The organism is Bacillus sp. JJ1609 (genome assembly GCF_036967045.1).
GTDB lineage: Bacteria > Bacillota > Bacilli > Bacillales > Cytobacillaceae > Mesobacillus.
Genome location: NZ_JBALSS010000029.1, coordinates 1 through 17175 on the forward strand (window position 1 = coordinate 1; position 17175 = coordinate 17175).

General features: G+C 33.9%; 21 protein-coding genes and 1 pseudogene. 18 read left to right on the top strand and 4 right to left on the bottom strand.

Annotation, left to right across the window (positions count from 1 at the left end):
• Positions 1 to 506 precede the first annotated feature (506 nt).
• From V7654_RS19945 to V7654_RS19970, 6 genes are all read left to right on the top strand, one after another.
• Entirely contained in the window at positions 507 to 1460 is a 954-nt protein-coding gene (locus tag V7654_RS19945; RefSeq protein ID WP_335432564.1) for an NAD(P)-dependent alcohol dehydrogenase, read from the top strand.
• A gap of 219 nt (positions 1461 to 1679) precedes the next feature.
• Positions 1680 to 2066, top strand: coding sequence for a hypothetical protein (locus tag V7654_RS19950; RefSeq protein ID WP_335432565.1), 387 nt, complete (start codon positions 1680 to 1682; stop codon positions 2064 to 2066).
• Positions 2067 to 2181: 115 nt separating this feature from the next.
• Complete coding sequence (locus tag V7654_RS19955) at positions 2182 to 2430, top strand: hypothetical protein (RefSeq protein ID WP_335432566.1); 249 nt, start codon at positions 2182 to 2184, stop codon at positions 2428 to 2430.
• A 70-nt stretch (positions 2431 to 2500) separates the two neighbouring features.
• Entirely contained in the window at positions 2501 to 2962 is a 462-nt protein-coding gene (locus V7654_RS19960) for a hypothetical protein (RefSeq protein WP_335432567.1), read from the top strand.
• Positions 2963 to 3026: 64 nt separating this feature from the next.
• Positions 3027 to 3449 carry a DUF6678 family protein gene (locus V7654_RS19965; protein ID WP_335432568.1) on the top strand — a complete coding sequence of 141 codons (423 nt, stop codon included), beginning with the start codon at positions 3027 to 3029 and terminating at the stop codon, positions 3447 to 3449.
• An 87-nt stretch (positions 3450 to 3536) separates the two neighbouring features.
• Positions 3537 to 4100 (top strand): group-specific protein, encoded by a 564-nt coding sequence (locus V7654_RS19970; protein ID WP_335432569.1) that lies wholly within the window; start codon positions 3537 to 3539, stop codon positions 4098 to 4100.
• Positions 4101 to 4181: 81 nt separating this feature from the next.
• Here V7654_RS19970 and V7654_RS19975 read toward each other — a convergent pair whose 3' ends face one another.
• Positions 4182 to 5021 carry a tyrosine-type recombinase/integrase gene (locus tag V7654_RS19975; RefSeq protein ID WP_335432586.1) on the bottom strand — a complete coding sequence of 280 codons (840 nt, stop codon included), beginning with the start codon at positions 5019 to 5021 and terminating at the stop codon, positions 4182 to 4184.
• A gap of 459 nt (positions 5022 to 5480) precedes the next feature.
• Between V7654_RS19975 and V7654_RS19980 the strand changes: the two genes are divergently transcribed.
• The 7 genes and pseudogenes from V7654_RS19980 (at position 5481) to V7654_RS20010 (ending at position 10329) form a co-directional block, all read left to right on the top strand.
• Positions 5481 to 6326, top strand: a complete 846-nt coding sequence (locus V7654_RS19980; protein ID WP_335432570.1) for an AraC family transcriptional regulator — start codon at positions 5481 to 5483, stop codon at positions 6324 to 6326.
• A gap of 176 nt (positions 6327 to 6502) precedes the next feature.
• Positions 6503 to 6919, top strand: coding sequence for a hypothetical protein (locus V7654_RS19985; RefSeq protein ID WP_335432571.1), 417 nt, complete (start codon positions 6503 to 6505; stop codon positions 6917 to 6919).
• Positions 6920 to 7258: 339 nt separating this feature from the next.
• Positions 7259 to 7552: a hypothetical protein gene (locus V7654_RS19990; RefSeq protein WP_335432572.1), complete on the top strand. Its 294-nt coding sequence runs from the start codon at positions 7259 to 7261 to the stop codon at positions 7550 to 7552.
• Between the two features lie 116 nt (positions 7553 to 7668).
• Positions 7669 to 8037, top strand: coding sequence for a YciI family protein (locus V7654_RS19995; protein ID WP_335432573.1), 369 nt, complete (start codon positions 7669 to 7671; stop codon positions 8035 to 8037).
• Between the two features lie 536 nt (positions 8038 to 8573).
• Positions 8574 to 9146, top strand: a pseudogene (gene plsY, locus V7654_RS20000) (glycerol-3-phosphate 1-O-acyltransferase PlsY).
• A gap of 159 nt (positions 9147 to 9305) precedes the next feature.
• Complete coding sequence (locus tag V7654_RS20005) at positions 9306 to 9791, top strand: GNAT family N-acetyltransferase (RefSeq protein ID WP_335432574.1); 486 nt, start codon at positions 9306 to 9308, stop codon at positions 9789 to 9791.
• A 163-nt stretch (positions 9792 to 9954) separates the two neighbouring features.
• Positions 9955 to 10329 (top strand): VOC family protein, encoded by a 375-nt coding sequence (locus V7654_RS20010; protein WP_335432575.1) that lies wholly within the window; start codon positions 9955 to 9957, stop codon positions 10327 to 10329.
• A 182-nt stretch (positions 10330 to 10511) separates the two neighbouring features.
• Here the strand turns inward: V7654_RS20010 and V7654_RS20015 are convergent, their stop codons facing one another.
• Together V7654_RS20015 and V7654_RS20020 are read right to left on the bottom strand one after the other, a co-directional pair.
• Positions 10512 to 11531, bottom strand: coding sequence for a hypothetical protein (locus V7654_RS20015; RefSeq protein ID WP_335432577.1), 1020 nt, complete (start codon positions 11529 to 11531; stop codon positions 10512 to 10514).
• 65 nt (positions 11532 to 11596) lie between these two features.
• Positions 11597 to 11926 carry a hypothetical protein gene (locus V7654_RS20020; RefSeq protein WP_335432578.1) on the bottom strand — a complete coding sequence of 110 codons (330 nt, stop codon included), beginning with the start codon at positions 11924 to 11926 and terminating at the stop codon, positions 11597 to 11599.
• Positions 11927 to 12096: 170 nt separating this feature from the next.
• Between V7654_RS20020 and V7654_RS20025 the strand changes: the two genes are divergently transcribed.
• Together V7654_RS20025 and V7654_RS20030 are read left to right on the top strand one after the other, a co-directional pair.
• Positions 12097 to 12969 carry a hypothetical protein gene (locus V7654_RS20025; protein WP_335432579.1) on the top strand — a complete coding sequence of 291 codons (873 nt, stop codon included), beginning with the start codon at positions 12097 to 12099 and terminating at the stop codon, positions 12967 to 12969.
• Positions 12970 to 12981: 12 nt separating this feature from the next.
• The gene (locus V7654_RS20030; RefSeq protein WP_335432581.1) at positions 12982 to 13350 is read left to right on the top strand and encodes an SMI1/KNR4 family protein; all 369 of its coding nucleotides are present in this window, start codon (positions 12982 to 12984) and stop codon (positions 13348 to 13350) included.
• 235 nt (positions 13351 to 13585) lie between these two features.
• Here the strand turns inward: V7654_RS20030 and V7654_RS20035 are convergent, their stop codons facing one another.
• Positions 13586 to 14188 carry an MEDS domain-containing protein gene (locus V7654_RS20035; protein WP_335432582.1) on the bottom strand — a complete coding sequence of 201 codons (603 nt, stop codon included), beginning with the start codon at positions 14186 to 14188 and terminating at the stop codon, positions 13586 to 13588.
• A gap of 374 nt (positions 14189 to 14562) precedes the next feature.
• Here V7654_RS20035 and V7654_RS20040 point away from each other — a divergent pair, with 374 nt between their 5' ends.
• The 3 genes from V7654_RS20040 to V7654_RS20050 all read left to right on the top strand — a co-directional run.
• Positions 14563 to 15012, top strand: a complete 450-nt coding sequence (locus tag V7654_RS20040) for a hypothetical protein (RefSeq protein ID WP_335432583.1) — start codon at positions 14563 to 14565, stop codon at positions 15010 to 15012.
• 310 nt (positions 15013 to 15322) lie between these two features.
• On the top strand, positions 15323 to 15529 hold the full coding sequence (locus V7654_RS20045; RefSeq protein ID WP_335432584.1) for a hypothetical protein: 207 nt from the start codon (positions 15323 to 15325) through the stop codon (positions 15527 to 15529).
• An 807-nt stretch (positions 15530 to 16336) separates the two neighbouring features.
• Positions 16337 to 17175 (top strand): ATP phosphoribosyltransferase regulatory subunit (locus V7654_RS20050; RefSeq protein WP_335432585.1); only part of this gene is annotated, 839 nt, incomplete at its 3' end.

Below are 17175 nucleotides of genomic sequence, written 5' to 3' on the forward strand. Positions count from 1 at the left end.
ATGGGATTGAAAGTTATTTAAAAAAAGAAAATAAGAAGCGTTTATTATTAGATTTTGGTAGTGCACTTATATGGATTGTTACGTTTTTCTTATTTCTAGACTCAAAATGATTTAGTCCTTATGATACTTAAGGGTGCGTTAATCCAATATGGATTAACGCCCTTTTTTTTGAAATTCTTATCGAGGTAACGGGGCAGGTTAGCGGAAGAAGGATTTAGTAAGAATTAAACCCATGTGCCGTAAAGGATTATATCTTGCGTTAGCGATCAATTCTGTCTTCAGCTTTAATCTTTGAAAATAAAGACTCTAAGGAGAAAATATTTGGGTTAATGTTATATTTTATTTTTCTGATGGTTGTTCTGTGCGTTAGCTATCTTGAACTAATGGAGTAGGTTTAAAAAATTTTTGTTAAAGAGTCCGAATATTTCGAAATACATCATATAATAAGTGGAAAGAGTTTCTATTAAATAAACGCCTTAAAATAGAATTATTATGGAGGTATGCAGGTGAGAGCAGCAATTTATAGTAACTACGGTCCCCCTGAAGTTATGGGTATAAAGGATATTGAAAAGCCATCCATCAAGGAACAAGACAGGGTATTGATTCGTGTTCACAGTGCATCTGTCAATACTATGGACTATTTGTACCGAAAGGGTTATTTACCAACAAGGTTGGATAATGGACTAACAAAACCCAAAAATCCCATACTGGGCATAGATGTTGCGGGTACTATTGAGGCTGTCGGTGAAAATGTTCGCAAATTTAAGGTGGGTGACCACGTTTTCGGGAGTTGCTTCGGGTCCCATTCTGAATATGTCTCTCCACGTGAGAATTTCCTATGTCATATGCCGAAAAACATAACTTTTGAAGATGCTGCTGCTATTCCGTGTGCTGCTCAAACTGCGTTACAAGCATTGAGAGATGTAGCACAGGTAAAGCAAGGACAAAGAGTCTTAATATATGGAGCATCTGGAGGAGTAGGGCATTTTGCTGTTCAACTTGCAAATTACTATGGGGCTGAAGTAACTGCCGTTTGTAGTACCTCCAATTTAGACTGGGTTAAGGATCTTGGGGCTCATTATGTCCTTGATTATACTAAGGAAGATTTCACTGATCATAGAAATAAATACGATGTTATTCTGGATGCTGTTGGTAAGCGAACCTTTTTCAGTTGCTTACGTTCTTTAACCGAGAAAGGTGTTTATATTACTGAACACTTATTTTTCCCTAAATACCATCCGTTTCAAGTGATGATAGGTTCATTTTTAGGTAGCAAAAAGGCAAAGATTCATTTTACAAAACCCAATGATGGAGACTTGGCTTTTTTATGTAGTCTTGTGGAACAAGAAAAGTTAAAACCTGTTATTGAAAAATGTTATCCCTTGGAACAGATTGTAGAGGCTCACCAGCACATTGAAAGTGGGCGTACAAAGGGAAAGATTGTTCTAAGAGTCACATAGGATATATACATAATAGATGAATTGATGGAGTGAATTCCATTTAAACAATCAGTGTATTTTAATGGTTTGTGAAAAGGTACTTAAATTAATGGGTTCGTTGATCCTGGAAGGATTGACCGCCCTTTTTGTTGAATTTCTTATTCAACAAACGGAGCAGTTTAGTTGAAGAAGGAGCTTTTGATAGAGGAATAACCATCTATATATAAAGGGGGTAATACGTTGGTTCAAAAGTTTTTTTATGTCTTGATTGCATTAGCATTATTTACGATTAATGGATGCTCGAATGGAGGCGAAACAACGGGAGTATCAATTGATAGTATTGATGCTGAAGAAGTTTTAACATTGGACCCTAATGCTGATATTTTTCAATATGATGGAGTAATCTACAAAACTAATATCGATTGGGTTGAAGAATTGTCTTTAACAAAAGACGTTCAAATCGGTGAAATAAAAACAAGAAATGATACTAATACTGATTTCAAAGATGAAACGGCGAATAAACTTCCAGTTGGGGCAAAGATTTTCTCAGCCACGGAAAGAGGAGATATTTTAATCGTTGAATTAGAAGGAGAAATTTTGAAATACCTAGCAATTGTTGAAGGATAATCAATTAAGTAATTATTAAACAAATGGGTGGGTTAATACAGGAAGGATTATCCACCTTTTTTGTTGAACATCTTATTGAACGAAGCAGGTTAGTTGAAGAATAAAGAGCTAATTAATGCATATCTTAAAATGTCTTGACCCCATTGATACACCTAGAGCACTTAGTGACTTGAGACTAGGGGCGATACTTTATCCTTTATGCCAAAATAATGATGTGGATTATTTTAAAAATGCTCTTCAAAAATATAAAGATACTTTAAATGAACTTTTACTCAAAATGATGGATATTGCAAAATCGGAAATGGACTTAAAAGAAGAGCATTTACCTTTTGGATACTTTTGTTTTGAAATCCATAGTGGATAGCTTTAGTTTCACTAACGGGGCAGGTTTGTTCAACAAGGTGGTATTATAGTAATAAAAAGGACTGAAAGAAATGCCAAAATACATATCAGAAAATTGTTTTGAAAATATTGAGTGGCAGTCCGTTTATATAGAAAAAGTCAAAGTTGAAAATAACAATCTCCACTTAACATTCGAAGGTCTTGTAATTCTGAAAGAACACCCTCTAAATCCATATGGCACTGAATGGGAAACAATAGAAGTTGTATTAGTTTTTTATGACTTCGAGGTATTAGAGTCGGGTTATTATGATTGTTCACACGTTCAAAAACAATTTAGAGACTATGATAGAGATTGTACTTATGTTGCAATTCCACTATTAAAGTTAATTAATGACTTTACAATTGTGACTGAAGACATAAAAGATAGAAACGAATCATTTTTCGAACAGACATTTGAGGGCTTTCCTTGGAATTTCGGAGAAGATACTTGGGGCTATTTCAAACTTCGGTATAAACGAATGGAAATGAAGTGGGATTCTTTTCATAACGAGTGATATATGCAATCACTCTTAATCAACAAACGGGGCAGGTTAACTAAATAAGGAGGGAGTTGTTTAAGTGGAAGACTACAAGATTAAGGTTCAAAAAGTGATAAATGAACGGCAGTTAAGTTCCGTAATGAATAATACAAAATGGAGGGGATTACAATCGGCTATTAAGGAAGAATTCCCAATAACCCCTTCTTTTCAGGTTAAGTTTTTACTTGATGATTACGCTCACCCTGAAGATTTTGGAGAAGAAAATTGGTATTCGGGGGATTGGGAGGTAGATCTTCATCCTTTTTTTGCCGTAGAATGGATTAGAGTAAATCTGAAAGTCAAGAGCTCCAAAGGACTGCTGTTGGAAACTAAAGTAACAGATTACGCAGACGAATTCATTCAATTGCTCAAAAGACTCAAGATTCCCTTTGTAAAAGAAGACAGTACAATCCTGATATATGGTTATGTAAGGAGTACAGATATTTTTCGAACAGCTGATTAAGCTGTTTTTTTGTTTTATCAAGTGTCATTACGTGACAGGAAAATAAAGGGTGAATCTAGAATTTGGTTTGAATAGGAGGTGTTGTTTATGAAACAATATGTATATCATATGGTACCGAATGATATGGAAGGAGACAAATTGATTCCCTTAAATTCTTTGAAGAATCCCTATCCTCAATTGTATGAAATATATATTAAAAAGTATTTTGACCATCCTGAGAGATCCAAACTGCTTAGCAAACAAGTTCCAAAACTAAATTGTTTATGGAATGATGTTTTACATTTCCTACCTTTGCATCCTCATTACGTTTATCGGGCAATCACAGCTTTAGAAATTAAGACTAAAGAAAAACAACCCTTTTTTAAAATTCCTATTCAAAATCTAAAAAACAATAAAAACGCTATCTATCATTACTCCAAAGATAACTATAAAGGTCCAGCGGAACCTATCGAGGAAGATCAAATTAAGATAGTGGATATTGATGATTATAAAGAACTTACAGGGATACCATCTGCTACATCAGAATATTACAGAGATGAAAGTAGAAAAGGCAATAGATTCGGGTTGTTTCACTACGTCCCACATTTTTTAAGCCTCGGAGAAGTCGAAATTGGTAATGTTGAAATAATAACTTGGAATGAACTCAAATAGATAGATTGTGAAATATTTTACTTAAACTAATGGGTGCAAGAGTACAGAAGCAACGCATAATTCGCGTTGCTTCTTCGCTTATTAGAAATATTTTTGGTAAAACTCCTGTCTGAGCCTTCCGCTCAGTTGAGCATAAATCCTAGTAGTTTCGCTTTTCTCGTGCCCCAAAAGGCTTTGAATGACTTCTACTGGTGCTCCATTGTTTAATAAATGAGTGGCGTAGCTGTGTCTGAGTTGGTGAGGATGAATCTCCTTATCTATGCCGGCACGCGCTGAGATTTTCTTAATGTAATACCTCATCTGTGCAATACTCATCCTGTGTGGCTGTCTCTCTGTTACAAAAATGGCCGGATCTTTATCCTGGCGGCTATCAATGTATCGCTTAAGCCATAACTCTGCCCGAATAGTAAAATACACTTCACGTTCCTTGTCACCCTTTCCCCTGACGATGGCAAAACGGTTAGACCAATTAATGCAATTGCGATCAAGTGCAGCGATTTCTCCGATTCTGCAGCCAGTAGAAAACATAAATTCGAATAGTGCCTTTTCCATAGGACTGAGACAGGCTTCACGTAAAAGTTCGATCTCCCTTTCCGATAGAAACTTTGGTATTCTCTTGCCGGCTTTAGGTTCCTTGATCTTTGCTGCTGGATTAATGGTTAAATGGCCTTCCTCGTGACACCAGCGAAACAAAGATTTGATAAACCGAATTCTATGGGCCAAACGTGAGGGTTTTAAATCCTTGCCTTGAGTAACAAGATATTTCTTTAATCCTTCAGTATTAAAGGTATCAATAATTGGGTCCTTAAAATATTTTATAAGCAGCTTTGCCTGAATACCATATGCTTTTAAGGTATAGGGGGAGAACCCTTCAATACGTTTATCTGCTTCGTAGGATTTCCAAGCAGTTGATAGTAACAAACAAATCCCTCCCATTAATTAGGATACTAGAAGGTATTCTTGCCAGTTTTATAGAAATTTAGACTTGGTAAAGAGAAATTATAAAATAACTAACAAACATGGTTAATTATACTAAGTCATCTATTAAGCTAATTTAATAGAGGTGTTGAAATGGAAATGGAAAAGTACAAATTAACATTACTAACAATTATTACACTTGTCTTATTGTACATAGCATTTATAATTTCAGACCCAGGCTTCGGAGTTGGATATTAAATGAATAGGTCCTATACAACTCACCCGAAAAATACAGGAAGCACCATTGTTGAAAAAACGGAGTAGTTTAGCGCAAGAAGGAAATTTCTCAAAGGGAATTTGAATAAGTCAGTGGCAAGGAAATAATCCGACATATTTGTGCATGAAATATCGGACAAATAAATACCTTTTGCTATAAATTATATAAGTGGAAGGAGAGGAAAAATGGATTGGATAGATAGAATGAATAGTGCTTTGGATTACATTGAAAACAATCTAGAGGAGGATATAAATTATAAAAAAATTGCACAAGTAGCTCATAGTTCCGAGTATCACTTTCCAAGGATGTTTTCATCTATTTCTGGAATATCTCTATCTGAATATATCAGACGGAGACGCTTAACACTTGCTGCATTTGATTTTCAAAAAAGTGACATCCGAATTATAGACGTAGCCTTAAAATATGGCTATGAGTCCGCTGATTCTTTTTCCCGTGCTTTTCAAAAGACTCATGGAATTAAACCTTCCGAAGCTCGTAATCAAGAGGTAAAATTAAAAGCCTTTCCTAGAATTTCCTTTCAAATTTCAATAAAAGGGGATACCATAATGGAGTATCGAATTGAGAATCTTGATTTTGATTTAAAAGTTATAGGTAAAGGTAAGGTAGTCAAAACGAGTAGAGCCTTTAAAACAATTCCCACTCTTTGGAGTGGTGCCAAAAAAGATGGATTTATGCAACAATTGATTGATATGTCCTGGGAAGAACCAAAATGCACACTTGAAAGTCTTTTGGGCGTTTGTGGAAAAGAGGCGGCCATTATGGATGAAGAATTTACATACTTTATGGGGGTCCGATATGATGAAGAGATCCCAAGTGATATGGAAACACTCTCTATTACTCACAGGACTTGGGCTGTATTTCTAGGTATAGCGAATGCTTGGAAGCGATTATACACAGAATGGGTTCCGACTTCTGGATATGAACTGGCTGATATACCTTGTATCGAATGTTATTATCCACCCAAGCATAAACCAAGAAACGAACTTTGGGTTCCGGTAATTCCAAAATAAAACTTAAATAGAAAAACATGATTTTGAAATAATGTTCTTAAACAAGCGGGTGCTTTGTTGTTGAATTCCTTATTAAACAAACGGGGCAGGTTAATTGAAGAAGGTCAAACGAATTATTTGTTGAATTAATTTTGATTAGGCTAATAAAAATTGCGTCTATACAACAGAGGTAAAATATGAATTTATTCAATGATGATTTAATTAAAGAATACCAAGAATGGAAAAAAGCAAATCCTAATTCATTTAATTGGTGGAGTTACGTTAATTTGAAAGCAGATTTACAAACCGCTTTAGGCTTTGCAAAATTTTTTAGCCCTCAATTATTGGAAGTTGACGGCTGCTTAATTTTAAAAGATAAATACCAAAAAGAGTTACTTGAAAGTTGGAAAGAAGAGTTTAAAGATGACAAGACTTCTATTGAAAAAATGATGAATTTATACGAAGTAAATGACTTCTTTCACATTAATAGAAATGAAAATGAAGATGAGGATGCACAAGTTCAAGTCCTTGGAGAAGTTCTGAAACATTTTTGGTCGATGTCCTTTAAACAAAATTTTCCTAAACGAAATATAGCTGTACACGTTTTTAAGTAGTACGATGAACAACTGTTTATTACTGTTTATGAAGAAGTGTAGTTATTTAACTAACGGGTGTGCTGATCCAGGAAGGATTAACCGCCTTTTTTCTTGAAATCATTATTGAGCTAAAGGGGCAGGTTAGCTTAATAAGACAGGAATAAAGTAGGATATATCTAATAAAAGTTTCAAAGGTGGAAATCAAATGCAAGTATGGATTTTAAAGAAGTTGGAGTAGATAGTTAATTAGTGATTGTCCATTTTGATCCAGTGCTGCAGTATACCTGAACAAGGAAAATCCTACTGTCTCATTGAAGTAAAAAAGCATACAAATGAAATAGGCAGGGTGTGGGGGAATTGAAAAAGTTGACAACAATTATTATAAGCGGCATATCAAATTTTATTATTTATTGGGCAGTGCTAATTATGTCACCATTTTTAGTTCTTGACCTGTTTATGGATGTAGATGAAGATAAAGCAATGGTTATCTTTATGTTTCTGGGGTTAACGGTCGTACCGCTAGTGGCGGCCTGGCTGTCAGGTGTTACGACAAAAAGAATCGATAAACTTAATCGCCAGAAAAAATTTATAATACTCTCGGTTCAATCTTTATTAGCAATATCTATATTCATCTTTTTATTTAAAGGTTAAGTGAAGACTTATTTATATTCGCTTTTTTTATGGTGAATTCCTTATTAAACAAACGGGGCAGGTTAGTTGAAGAAGAAATAAAAGGGGATTTGCCTCTAAAAAAGGAGGGGATTTTAATGCTGTTTATGTTGATTGTCAAAGCCTCGAAGAATTCGGAAGCCGGAAATCTCCCGAGCCCTGAGCTCATAGAAGCCATGACGAAGTACAATGAGGAATTAGTTAAGGCAGGCGTTCGGGTTATGGCCAAAGGACTTCATCCAAGTTCAAATGGAATTCGCATTTCGTATCCGAAACCAATGGAAAAGCCTGTTGTTACGGATGGCCCATTTACGGAATCGAAAGAATTGATTGCCGGGTTCATTCTGATTGATGTGGAGTCGAGGGAAGAAGCCATCGAGTGGGCCATGCGGATGCCCGACCCGCAAGGACATGGGGAAGGTCAGATTGAATTGCGTCAAGTATTCGAGCTGCCGGAGTTGACCTAGAATCCAGTAATGTTGTCCAGGGAAGCGGAAATACACTAGAAAGTACTTACGGGTGCGTTGATCCAGCAGGATTAACCGCCTTTTTTGTTGAATTTCTTATTATGCTAACGGGGCAGTTTTGTTGAAGAAGGATTTTTCCGAAAAAAGGAGAATATCATAGAATTAAAATAATTTATGGATAGAGGGAAATTGATAGTGGATAGACAGAGAGCACTTTTTTATGGATTTATTATTGGATTGGTATTATTAATAGCCCCCATACCCTTGTCTTTTATTGGATGGATGATAACGAAGCAGTCTTTCGTTATCTTGGATTAGTTATTTGTGTAACCTGTGCTATTCCATTAATCATTGATGTAATTGAAGTATTTAGGAATATTTTCAAAGAAGAACGATAAATAGAATCAAAGCTGTCATTGTGGCAGCTTTTCTTATTGTACTAAAGGGGCAATTTAACGCAAGAAGGTTTTCAGGAAAAAATATACAACAAATAGAAATACTTAAAATAACAAACTAAGTGAGGAGATAATACTACTTTGAACATTTTAACTCTGATTTTAAGTTATTTAATAGGCTCAATTTCATTTGCTTTGATAGTTGGTAAAATGTTTTATAAGAAAGATATTCGTGATTATGGTAGTGGAAATCTTGGAGCAACTAATGCTTATAGAGTGTTAGGTATAAAAGCAGGAGTAATTGTTGCAATTGCTGATATATTAAAAGGTACACTTGCTTGATTACTTCCGCTAATACTTAGTTCTACGATTAACCCTATTGCTTGTGGTTTATTGGCTATATTAGGACACATATTTTCTGTATTTGCTAATTTTAAAGGTGGAAAAGCTGTTGCGACAGCAACGGGAGTTTTTTTATTTTTGACACCTTTAGGTGTTTTGGTTGGGTTTGTTGTGTTTGTACTAACTTTGTTATTTACTAAGTATGTATCACTAAGTTCAATGTTGGCTGGTATAACGTTATTTATTTACAGTCTAATATTTGAAGATAAAGTTATCATAGGACTTTCTCTACTAATAAGCGTATCGATAGTCATTCTTCATCGACAAAATATAAAGAGAATTCTAAACAGAACAGAGAGCAAAATAGTCTAAAAGTTTTGATTATATTTGTAACGGGTGCTTTAGTCAAAATCGGGAGCTGCGAGTACAGCTCTTTTTTCATCTTCAACTAACGGGGCAGTAGAGTTGAAGAAGGAATTTATACTTTTAGTCTAATTATTTTATACAGACGTATTAAAAGGAGAGCTTTATATGAATATTACCATTCGTAAGATTCACTACGAAGATACAAAACAAGTTCAAAGCATAGCGAAAACAACTTGGAATGCAACATATGAGGGTATAATTCCCTTAGAAGTACAAAATAACTTCTTAAAATCAAATTACAGTGATGAAAGTATGAAACAGCGTATAGAACGTTCTATTGTTTATGTTGCAGAAGTTGAGGGGAAAGTTGTCGGTTTTGCAAACTATTCCACAGTAAGGGATGGTGGAAAGGTCGAATTGGCGGCTATTTATCTTTATCCAGAATTCCAAGGTAAAGGGATAGGTACTGCTTTGATACAACAAGCGGTTAAAGAATTAAAAGGTATAAAAGAAATTTATATAAACGTCGAAAAAGATAATACGATTGGCATGAACTTTTATGAAGCTAAAGGTTTCGAAATAGTTAAAGAGTCTGATTTAGAGTTCGATGGACATATCTTAAAACAAGTACGGATGGTAAAAAAAGTTTAATTATTCAGCTAACGGGTGCGTTGTTCCAGGAAGGATTAACCGCCTTTTTTGTTGAAATTCTTATTGAGCTTACGTTGCAGGTTAGTTCAATAAATCGGAAGGGAAAAGGGATATGAAAAGGGAATTACTTGATAAACAATACTAAATAAAGGAGAGGTAGTTTATGAGTAATTCATTTATTGAACAAGTACATTATATTAGAATTCCGATAAAAAATTTAGAGCAGTCTGCACAATGGTATAGAGATATATTAGGGCTTCAATTATTAACCATTACTGAGGATCCATTTGCCATTATAAAAGTTAATGAGGGACCTTTTTTACTTATCTTAGTTCCTACTGAAGATGATACATTTGCACATTTTACAATTGGTAATGCCCCAGCCTTTAGCATTGGTTTTACTAGTCCTGAATTATCTAAATTTCATACACACCTTATTGAAAATGGTGTTAAGGTTGAGGATATAAAAGAGGATAATGGACATGCCTTTTTTCACTTTTTTGATTTAAATGGCAATAAACTTCAAGTACACTGGTAAGAAATATATATAAAGGTAATATTTAGTGGAAGGCCACACTTAAACTAAAAGGGGCATTCTTTAATTAAGAATGCTTTTTTTCTTATTGAAGTAATGGGGCAGTTTAGTTGAAGAAAGGTTACCGACCACCTGTAAATATGTGGTGAAAGTGACAGACATATAATTTTGTCTGTCACTTTTTTCTATTTATTCGGAATCTCTTGGACGGTTTGTTTTCCTGTTTTATGATTGTAATTCACGATGTATAGGAACCTCTTGGTTTTCTTTATATCAATAATTTTCACCGTTTTAGTGCCGTCTTGCTCCTGCCAGTTATCCATGATGACAGGTTCAATAAATTGGCCACTTTCAGTTAACGACTTTACCCAATCTGTAGATGGCGAGTTATTCATGAGTTGTTCTAGTTGATAAAGTGTTCCTTTAAACGGAAATGTCTCTGTTGAGGTTCGGGAATGGTACGCTGTCACGTAATCTCCGACCTGAAAATTTTCTAATTTTAGACTTTCTCCTTTTTGGTTTTTAAAAATGATCGACTTGTCAAAAGTAAAATCTACTCTGTTGATACGGAATCCGTTTGGTAACACCTTCGTAATGTACCCAGCGTACATAAAATCTTTTTTACTATTGAACGCTTTCTCCTGTTCTTCTTTTAACTTCTCGGCAAACTCATTTTTGATCTCTATTACTTTTAAATCCTTATCTTTCAGATTAAGAGTGGCTTCGTATTTTTTCCCGTTTGTAGTCCATTCGAAAAAATGAATGATTAGTTTATCATCCGTTATTTTTTGTAAAGATGGCGAAATGATTTCTCCCATAGGTTGATGTTCGAGGATGTAACGAACCGCTTCGCTTATTTCCTGGCTTTTCTTGTCATCATAGAGGATGACCCTAGTTGCTTCCCCTTGTCCCGGGAAGGATGCCATTATCTCTCCTGTCGTTTTTAAATTAATAAGGCTCCCGGATTGAAGATCTTTGGCAGTAATTTTTTTACCAGAAGTCGTACCAATTACAGCCTTATCGATTGAATAGTAGGTACTATCAACAAGAATTCTACCTTCACTTGTGTCTTGGATAATCCTTGCAGAATTTACGAGCTCTTCATTCATGTTGACCGGGCCAACAAGTGTTGTTTTGTTTGGGATGCAACCAGTTAATATAATAAGGAGTATAATGATGATAAATATATTAATTTTCTTAAGCATTTTTCTTTTCCTCTCTTATTCTCTTTTTTTTATTAAGGCAACCAATATTTGTATTTATAAAAATATCATTCAGTTGTTTTGAACTTTTCGATCCTACCACCATTTCTTTTTACAAAAACAATATCCTTTTCTACGGAAGAATATATTTCTTCACCTTCATTTAAATAGTTGGATTGAAAGTTCTTCTCTGGTATAACATCAGGGGGAACTCTTTTGGAAATTTCACCTATCTTCTCGCCTAACTCCACATCACCTTCAGCTACCTTCGCATTAAAGTAATACAGTTTGTCATATAGTTTCAACATTGCAGCATAGGATTCCCCAGAACTGTTTTGTTGGCATGCAGTTAGTAAAAGTAACAAGAATATAACAATTAACTTAGGTTTGTTTATCATAGTATCACCCTCCATAATTTTAGACGATACTTTTAAAAAATTCGTTACTTTTGAAGGATTAACCGCCTTTTTTATTGAACTCCGTATTGTACAAACGGAGCAGGATAGTTGAATAAGATATCGAATACCTTAACTAGTAGTTAACTATGGAAACTAAAGAGGAGTAATAGATGGTAAAGATAAATGAGATTATAGATATTCTTAATAATAAAAGTATGATAAAGAACAATGGTTTGGAATTTAAGGCTTTGAAAAGCGGAACAACCAACGGTGTTTTATATACACTCTATGTTGAAAATACCCCAACCTATGTTGTGAAAATTGACCATCCATCAATAATAAATTCTACTAAGGACTTCCTTTTTGCTTATCAAGATGTACTGTTGTTGCCAAATGTATTTTATAACGACGATAAAAAAGGATTCATCGTCTACTCATATGTTTCTGGAGAAACCCACTTTAATCGTGGTTCTAAATTGAAATGGATGGCACATTTAATACAGGAGCTATTCAATCAATATCAAAAGGTAGACCAGGAAATTCCTTGGGGCAGGATAAATGGGACAAAAAGAAAATACTGGTCAGAGTTTAACCAAATTAGTTTAGAGTCTGCAAAAGAGAATATAGGCGATTTTCTTCCAAGTGAGGACCATAGAAGAGTGGCATTTGTGGTCAATGCCTTAAGTAAATATCATAACCAAGAAGAAAAGTATTATCTTCACGGTGATACTGGAGTACATAATTTTGTATACTCTGCTAATGAATTAAAAGGAGTTATTGATCCATCCCCTTTAATCGGTCCAAGAATATATGATTTTACTTACGCCTTCTGCTCTTCTCCTGATAGTCTAGATATAAGTACACTTATGACCTCGTTTTCGTTATGGAACGGTAACTCTTCCTTAAGCAAGGAGAGGCTTTTGGATGAAGTTCTTTTCCAATTATATACACGCATTGGGGTTTGTATAAAGGTTCATCCTCACGACCTAAACGAATATATGGAAGCCTGGAGAGAATGGAGAGTGTACCTGCCATCTAGCTAATCAGGACTTTCGTTGCCAGATGATTATAAGCAGTTTCTGCTTTTACATAATGGCGCTTCCTTTTTCGATGATGTTAAATTTGGTGGAGAATGTTATTTTTATGATATTGTGTTAGTTTTAGAGAATTATCAAGATATGTTAGGTGATTTCCCATCAGGATGGATAATAATAGGATACTATTACGGAGAAGAAATTTTATTGGATTGTAATAGGTTTAAAAATGGGGATAAGTATTGTTTAATGCATCGTAATGCATGTGAGCCTTGTGGAGTTGCTTATAGTTTAAAATTAAGTTTTGAATTATGGCTGGATAGACTTATTATTTGTCAGGGATTAAATTTTTGGAATCCTCCGAGGTTTTCGATAGAAGATAGTTATTGAACAAAGGGGTGTTTTGATCCAAAAGGATTAGGGCACTTTTCGTTGAACTTGTTATTGAACAAACGGGGCAGGTTAGTTGAATAAGGAATATAAAATCCATATGAAAAATTAAAATACATTAGTGATAAGATTGAACAATAATTTTATCAAAAAAAATAAAGGAAGAAACCTTTAGGTGTCCTCCTTTATTACACTTCTTAGCGTATTTTTGATAATATTCTTCTCTAAAGCCCTTCTATCGAGTAGTTGATTCTGGCACCAATTTTTCTTGTTTATTGCCCAGATCATTTAAAAGAAAGGTGTGCCGATTGATAAGGCTTCCTTTAAGTTCTTCACTGACCCTATGTGAATCGTAGGCACAAACAGAGAGAAGTCTTTTTTCACTTACAATTACATCAGCTTCTTTTTCAGAGGTTAATAATTTTTTATGCACTTCACCTTCATCTCCCCATTCTACGTGAGCCCAACTTCGGACAGCAATTCCCTCTTTAGGATAACCTTCAATTAATTTCGGGAGATATTCAAAGATTGAATTACATCGAAAATCTCCCATAGCATAATAAAAATCAAAATTATTGATGATGAATACTTTATTTAATTGGCTTTTGCTCAACATCAGTGCAAGCCTGTTTTTTAACATTAGATTTATACGGTCATTTTCTATTATTATGATATATTGATTCTGTTCCAAACCGCTAATAACAAAGTCCACTACATTTTTTATATACTCTTCTACGTTCTCGAAAATATACAATATATGTCCCTCGGTAAGGTATTTAAGGTCATTGATCTTTTTATAATGCGTTTTTTTCAACACAGCACCCCATTCTAATATCAACGTATTTCTTCATCTTAAAACAGTAAAAAAATCCCCACAGTTATTTTGTGAAGAAATATTGCAACAGGGCATCCATAATCACCTATTCAGCTACAGCATAACATTGTTTTGAAAGAAGTATATGAGAATTTTGTCATAATAAGTAATAGTATTAAAAAAGATTTCATCATATTTTTTATGATGAAGATTGTTAATAATTGTACTTAAACAAACTGGTGCGTTGATTCAAGAAGGATTAGCGGCCTTTTTGTTGAATTCCTTATCGAACTAAAGGGGCAGGTTAGTAAAACAATGTGAAACCTTCTTTACAATTAAGTCGTATAAAATTATACAAAATCATTCAAGTTTTGATTAAGCTAAAAGAGGGATTTAAATTGGGAAATCAAGAAATCTTCTTGTATTATTTATTACTCATACTTGGAGTCTTGTTTGTTTTAGGGGCAATGTTTATCTTTAGTGCTATGTATAGTAACAAGGATTATTCAATATTAAATGTAGGTAAGAGCTTAGGAATCTTTTTACTTGGTGTTTTATTTTTAGCCATTACTCTCCCAAGCATAAAATATATGGTTCTTAAGGAATATGATGTCGTCGCAGGGAAATGTGTTATCGACATAGATTCATCAGCTCGTTCATCTGAAGCGAGCTTTAGAATACTCGATTCAGATGAAATATTTACCTTCAGAGATATTCCTGCACTTGATGCTTATGGAAAGTCAATTCCTTATTATTGTGAGGTCACAGTTACAAAAGACCATATGTTTGAAATTAGTTATAAAATATACGATGTTAAAACACGAAAATTAATCATAACAAATCAATAGGAGGTTCTTTCTTCAACTATCGGATGCGTTGATCCTGGAAGAATTAGCGGCCTTTTTTTATAATTCCTTATTGAACAAACGGGGCAGGTTAGTTTAATAAGATAAGGCTCCTTCGGCCTTTTTTTTTACTAGAAGACAAGGCGTTATATATGGGGTTTTTAAATTATTGTAATTTTCAATACTTAAACAGATAGTCTTATGGTAATTTATGTTAATATAGATAAAAAGGTTATTCAGCTAAAAAGGCAGGATTGTAGAATGTGATTTGTTTTTTAAAAATGATTTTAAATTGGAATTGGAGATGAAAATAATGGATTTTCTTAGTTGGTATGATTGGATTACACCTACTAATCCTTTCGCATCATTATTTTTCGGTTTCATATTTACATTTATTATTGGGATTACTGTCTGGATAGATACTAAAAAATTTAGAACTACAACATTATCTATGATAGTGGGGGTTTTTGTGACTATTTTCGGGGTTACATTATTAAATTTAATGGGATTTTATGGTTAATTGAATTAATGGGTGCGTTGATCCAAGTAGGATTGGCGGCCTTTTTTATTATTCTTTATTGAACAAACGGGGCAGGTTTCTTCAATAACTGTGCAAAAAGTATGATAGAAATGTTTTATAGAGGTGGTTAAGAAGTGAGATTTATTATAAAGAAGTTAGTAGTTCTAACATTTATGCTGTTTATCTCGTGCATTTTTGTTTACTCTACTGCTTTCTTTGACGGTAAAATGATAAATACATATGACAAGTTAGAAAAGAGCTTTCCTATGGAAATAGGTTATCCGATAGAATTTGTAGAATTAACGTGGGTAAAAATTGACCCGCCACTACCTTATTTTTATGGAATTAATTGTTGTGGAACAATATGGCATCAAGATAAATTTTTACTGTCGGTTTTAATAGTATTTCTCTTTTTATCCCTCATATATTTAGTTACCTATTTTGTAATTGCCATTGTGAAAAAGAACAATTCCTTGAAAAACAGACGGGTAAGTTGATCAAGGAAGGATTAACGCCTGTTGAAGTTGTTATTGAACAAACGGAGCAGGTTAGTTCAAGAAAGTTATTGAAAACTAAATTGCAATATGATACATTTAATGGAAATTAGAGGTGAGTATATATGCGTTCATTCAAGAAGACAAATTTCTCTTTCTCACAACTACATCATCATATCTTGTAGCCTTACTATTCGATTTGTAAAAATCGTAAATAGGAGGGCTATTTATCATTAAACCGTATTTGATTAAGTTAAACACTTAAATCAAGTGCGGTTTTTTATTTTTATAAAAAACTTTGGAGGTAATAAAAATGAAGAAAATGGATTATCAAAATGTAAAGGGTACACAAGATTACTTACCGAATGCTGAAGTTATTAGAAGAGACATTAGAAGAACATTAGAAGACGTATTCATCCAATACGGATGTAAACCATTGGAAACACCTATATTAAATTACACGGAACTACTTGCTTCTAAATACGGTGGTGGGGCTGAAATATTAGAAGAAATGTATACATTAACTGATAGAGGTGAAAGAGACTTAGCTTTACGATATGATCTCACTATACCGTTTGCAAAAGTTGTTGCAATGAACCCGACGCTTAAGATGCCTTTTAAGCGATATGAAATTGGTAAAGTATTTAGAGATGGACCAATTAAAACAGGAAGGTTTCGAGAATTTACACAATGTGATGTTGATATTGTAGGTGTAGATTCACAAATAGCCGAAGCTGAATTAATGGTTATGGCGTTGGATGCATTTAGAAAGCTTAATTTAAAGGTATCGATCCAATACAACAATCGAAAATTACTAACTGGAATGCTTGATGTATTTGGTACAGAATCTCAAAAAATTAATAAAGTAGTTTTAATTCTAGATAAGCTTGAAAAAGTTGGATTAGGAGCTGTTATTTCCGAACTTAATGATCAAGGATTATCAAATTCAACGATAATGTTAATTAAACAGTTTTTAACTGATGAAAGGAATTCAACTCTCAGCTATTTTAAATCTTTTTCCGAACAAAATGAAGAGGTAAGGCAAGGTTTAAATGAATTAAAAGAGCTGGAATCCTATCTAGAATTTCTAAGTATTAATAAACAATGCATTTTTAATCCATTCTTAGCAAGAGGTTTAGAGAGCTACACAGG

Excerpts from the sequence above, each read along its gene's own strand:
- V7654_RS19955 (WP_335432566.1), top strand. The coding sequence starts at position 2,182 with ATGCATATCTTAAAATGTCTTGACCCCATTGATACACCTAGAGCACTT.
- V7654_RS19960 (WP_335432567.1), top strand. The coding sequence starts at position 2,501 with ATGCCAAAATACATATCAGAAAATTGTTTTGAAAATATTGAGTGGCAG.
- V7654_RS19970 (WP_335432569.1), top strand. The coding sequence starts at position 3,537 with ATGAAACAATATGTATATCATATGGTACCGAATGATATGGAAGGAGAC.
- V7654_RS19980 (WP_335432570.1), top strand. The coding sequence starts at position 5,481 with ATGGATTGGATAGATAGAATGAATAGTGCTTTGGATTACATTGAAAAC.
- V7654_RS19985 (WP_335432571.1), top strand. The coding sequence starts at position 6,503 with ATGAATTTATTCAATGATGATTTAATTAAAGAATACCAAGAATGGAAA.
- V7654_RS19995 (WP_335432573.1), top strand. The coding sequence starts at position 7,669 with ATGCTGTTTATGTTGATTGTCAAAGCCTCGAAGAATTCGGAAGCCGGA.
- V7654_RS20005 (WP_335432574.1), top strand. The coding sequence starts at position 9,306 with ATGAATATTACCATTCGTAAGATTCACTACGAAGATACAAAACAAGTT.
- V7654_RS20010 (WP_335432575.1), top strand. The coding sequence starts at position 9,955 with ATGAGTAATTCATTTATTGAACAAGTACATTATATTAGAATTCCGATA.
- V7654_RS20015 (WP_335432577.1), bottom strand. The coding sequence starts at position 11,531 with ATGCTTAAGAAAATTAATATATTTATCATCATTATACTCCTTATTATA.
- V7654_RS20020 (WP_335432578.1), bottom strand. The coding sequence starts at position 11,926 with ATGATAAACAAACCTAAGTTAATTGTTATATTCTTGTTACTTTTACTA.
- V7654_RS20025 (WP_335432579.1), top strand. The coding sequence starts at position 12,097 with ATGGTAAAGATAAATGAGATTATAGATATTCTTAATAATAAAAGTATG.
- V7654_RS20045 (WP_335432584.1), top strand. The coding sequence starts at position 15,323 with ATGGATTTTCTTAGTTGGTATGATTGGATTACACCTACTAATCCTTTC.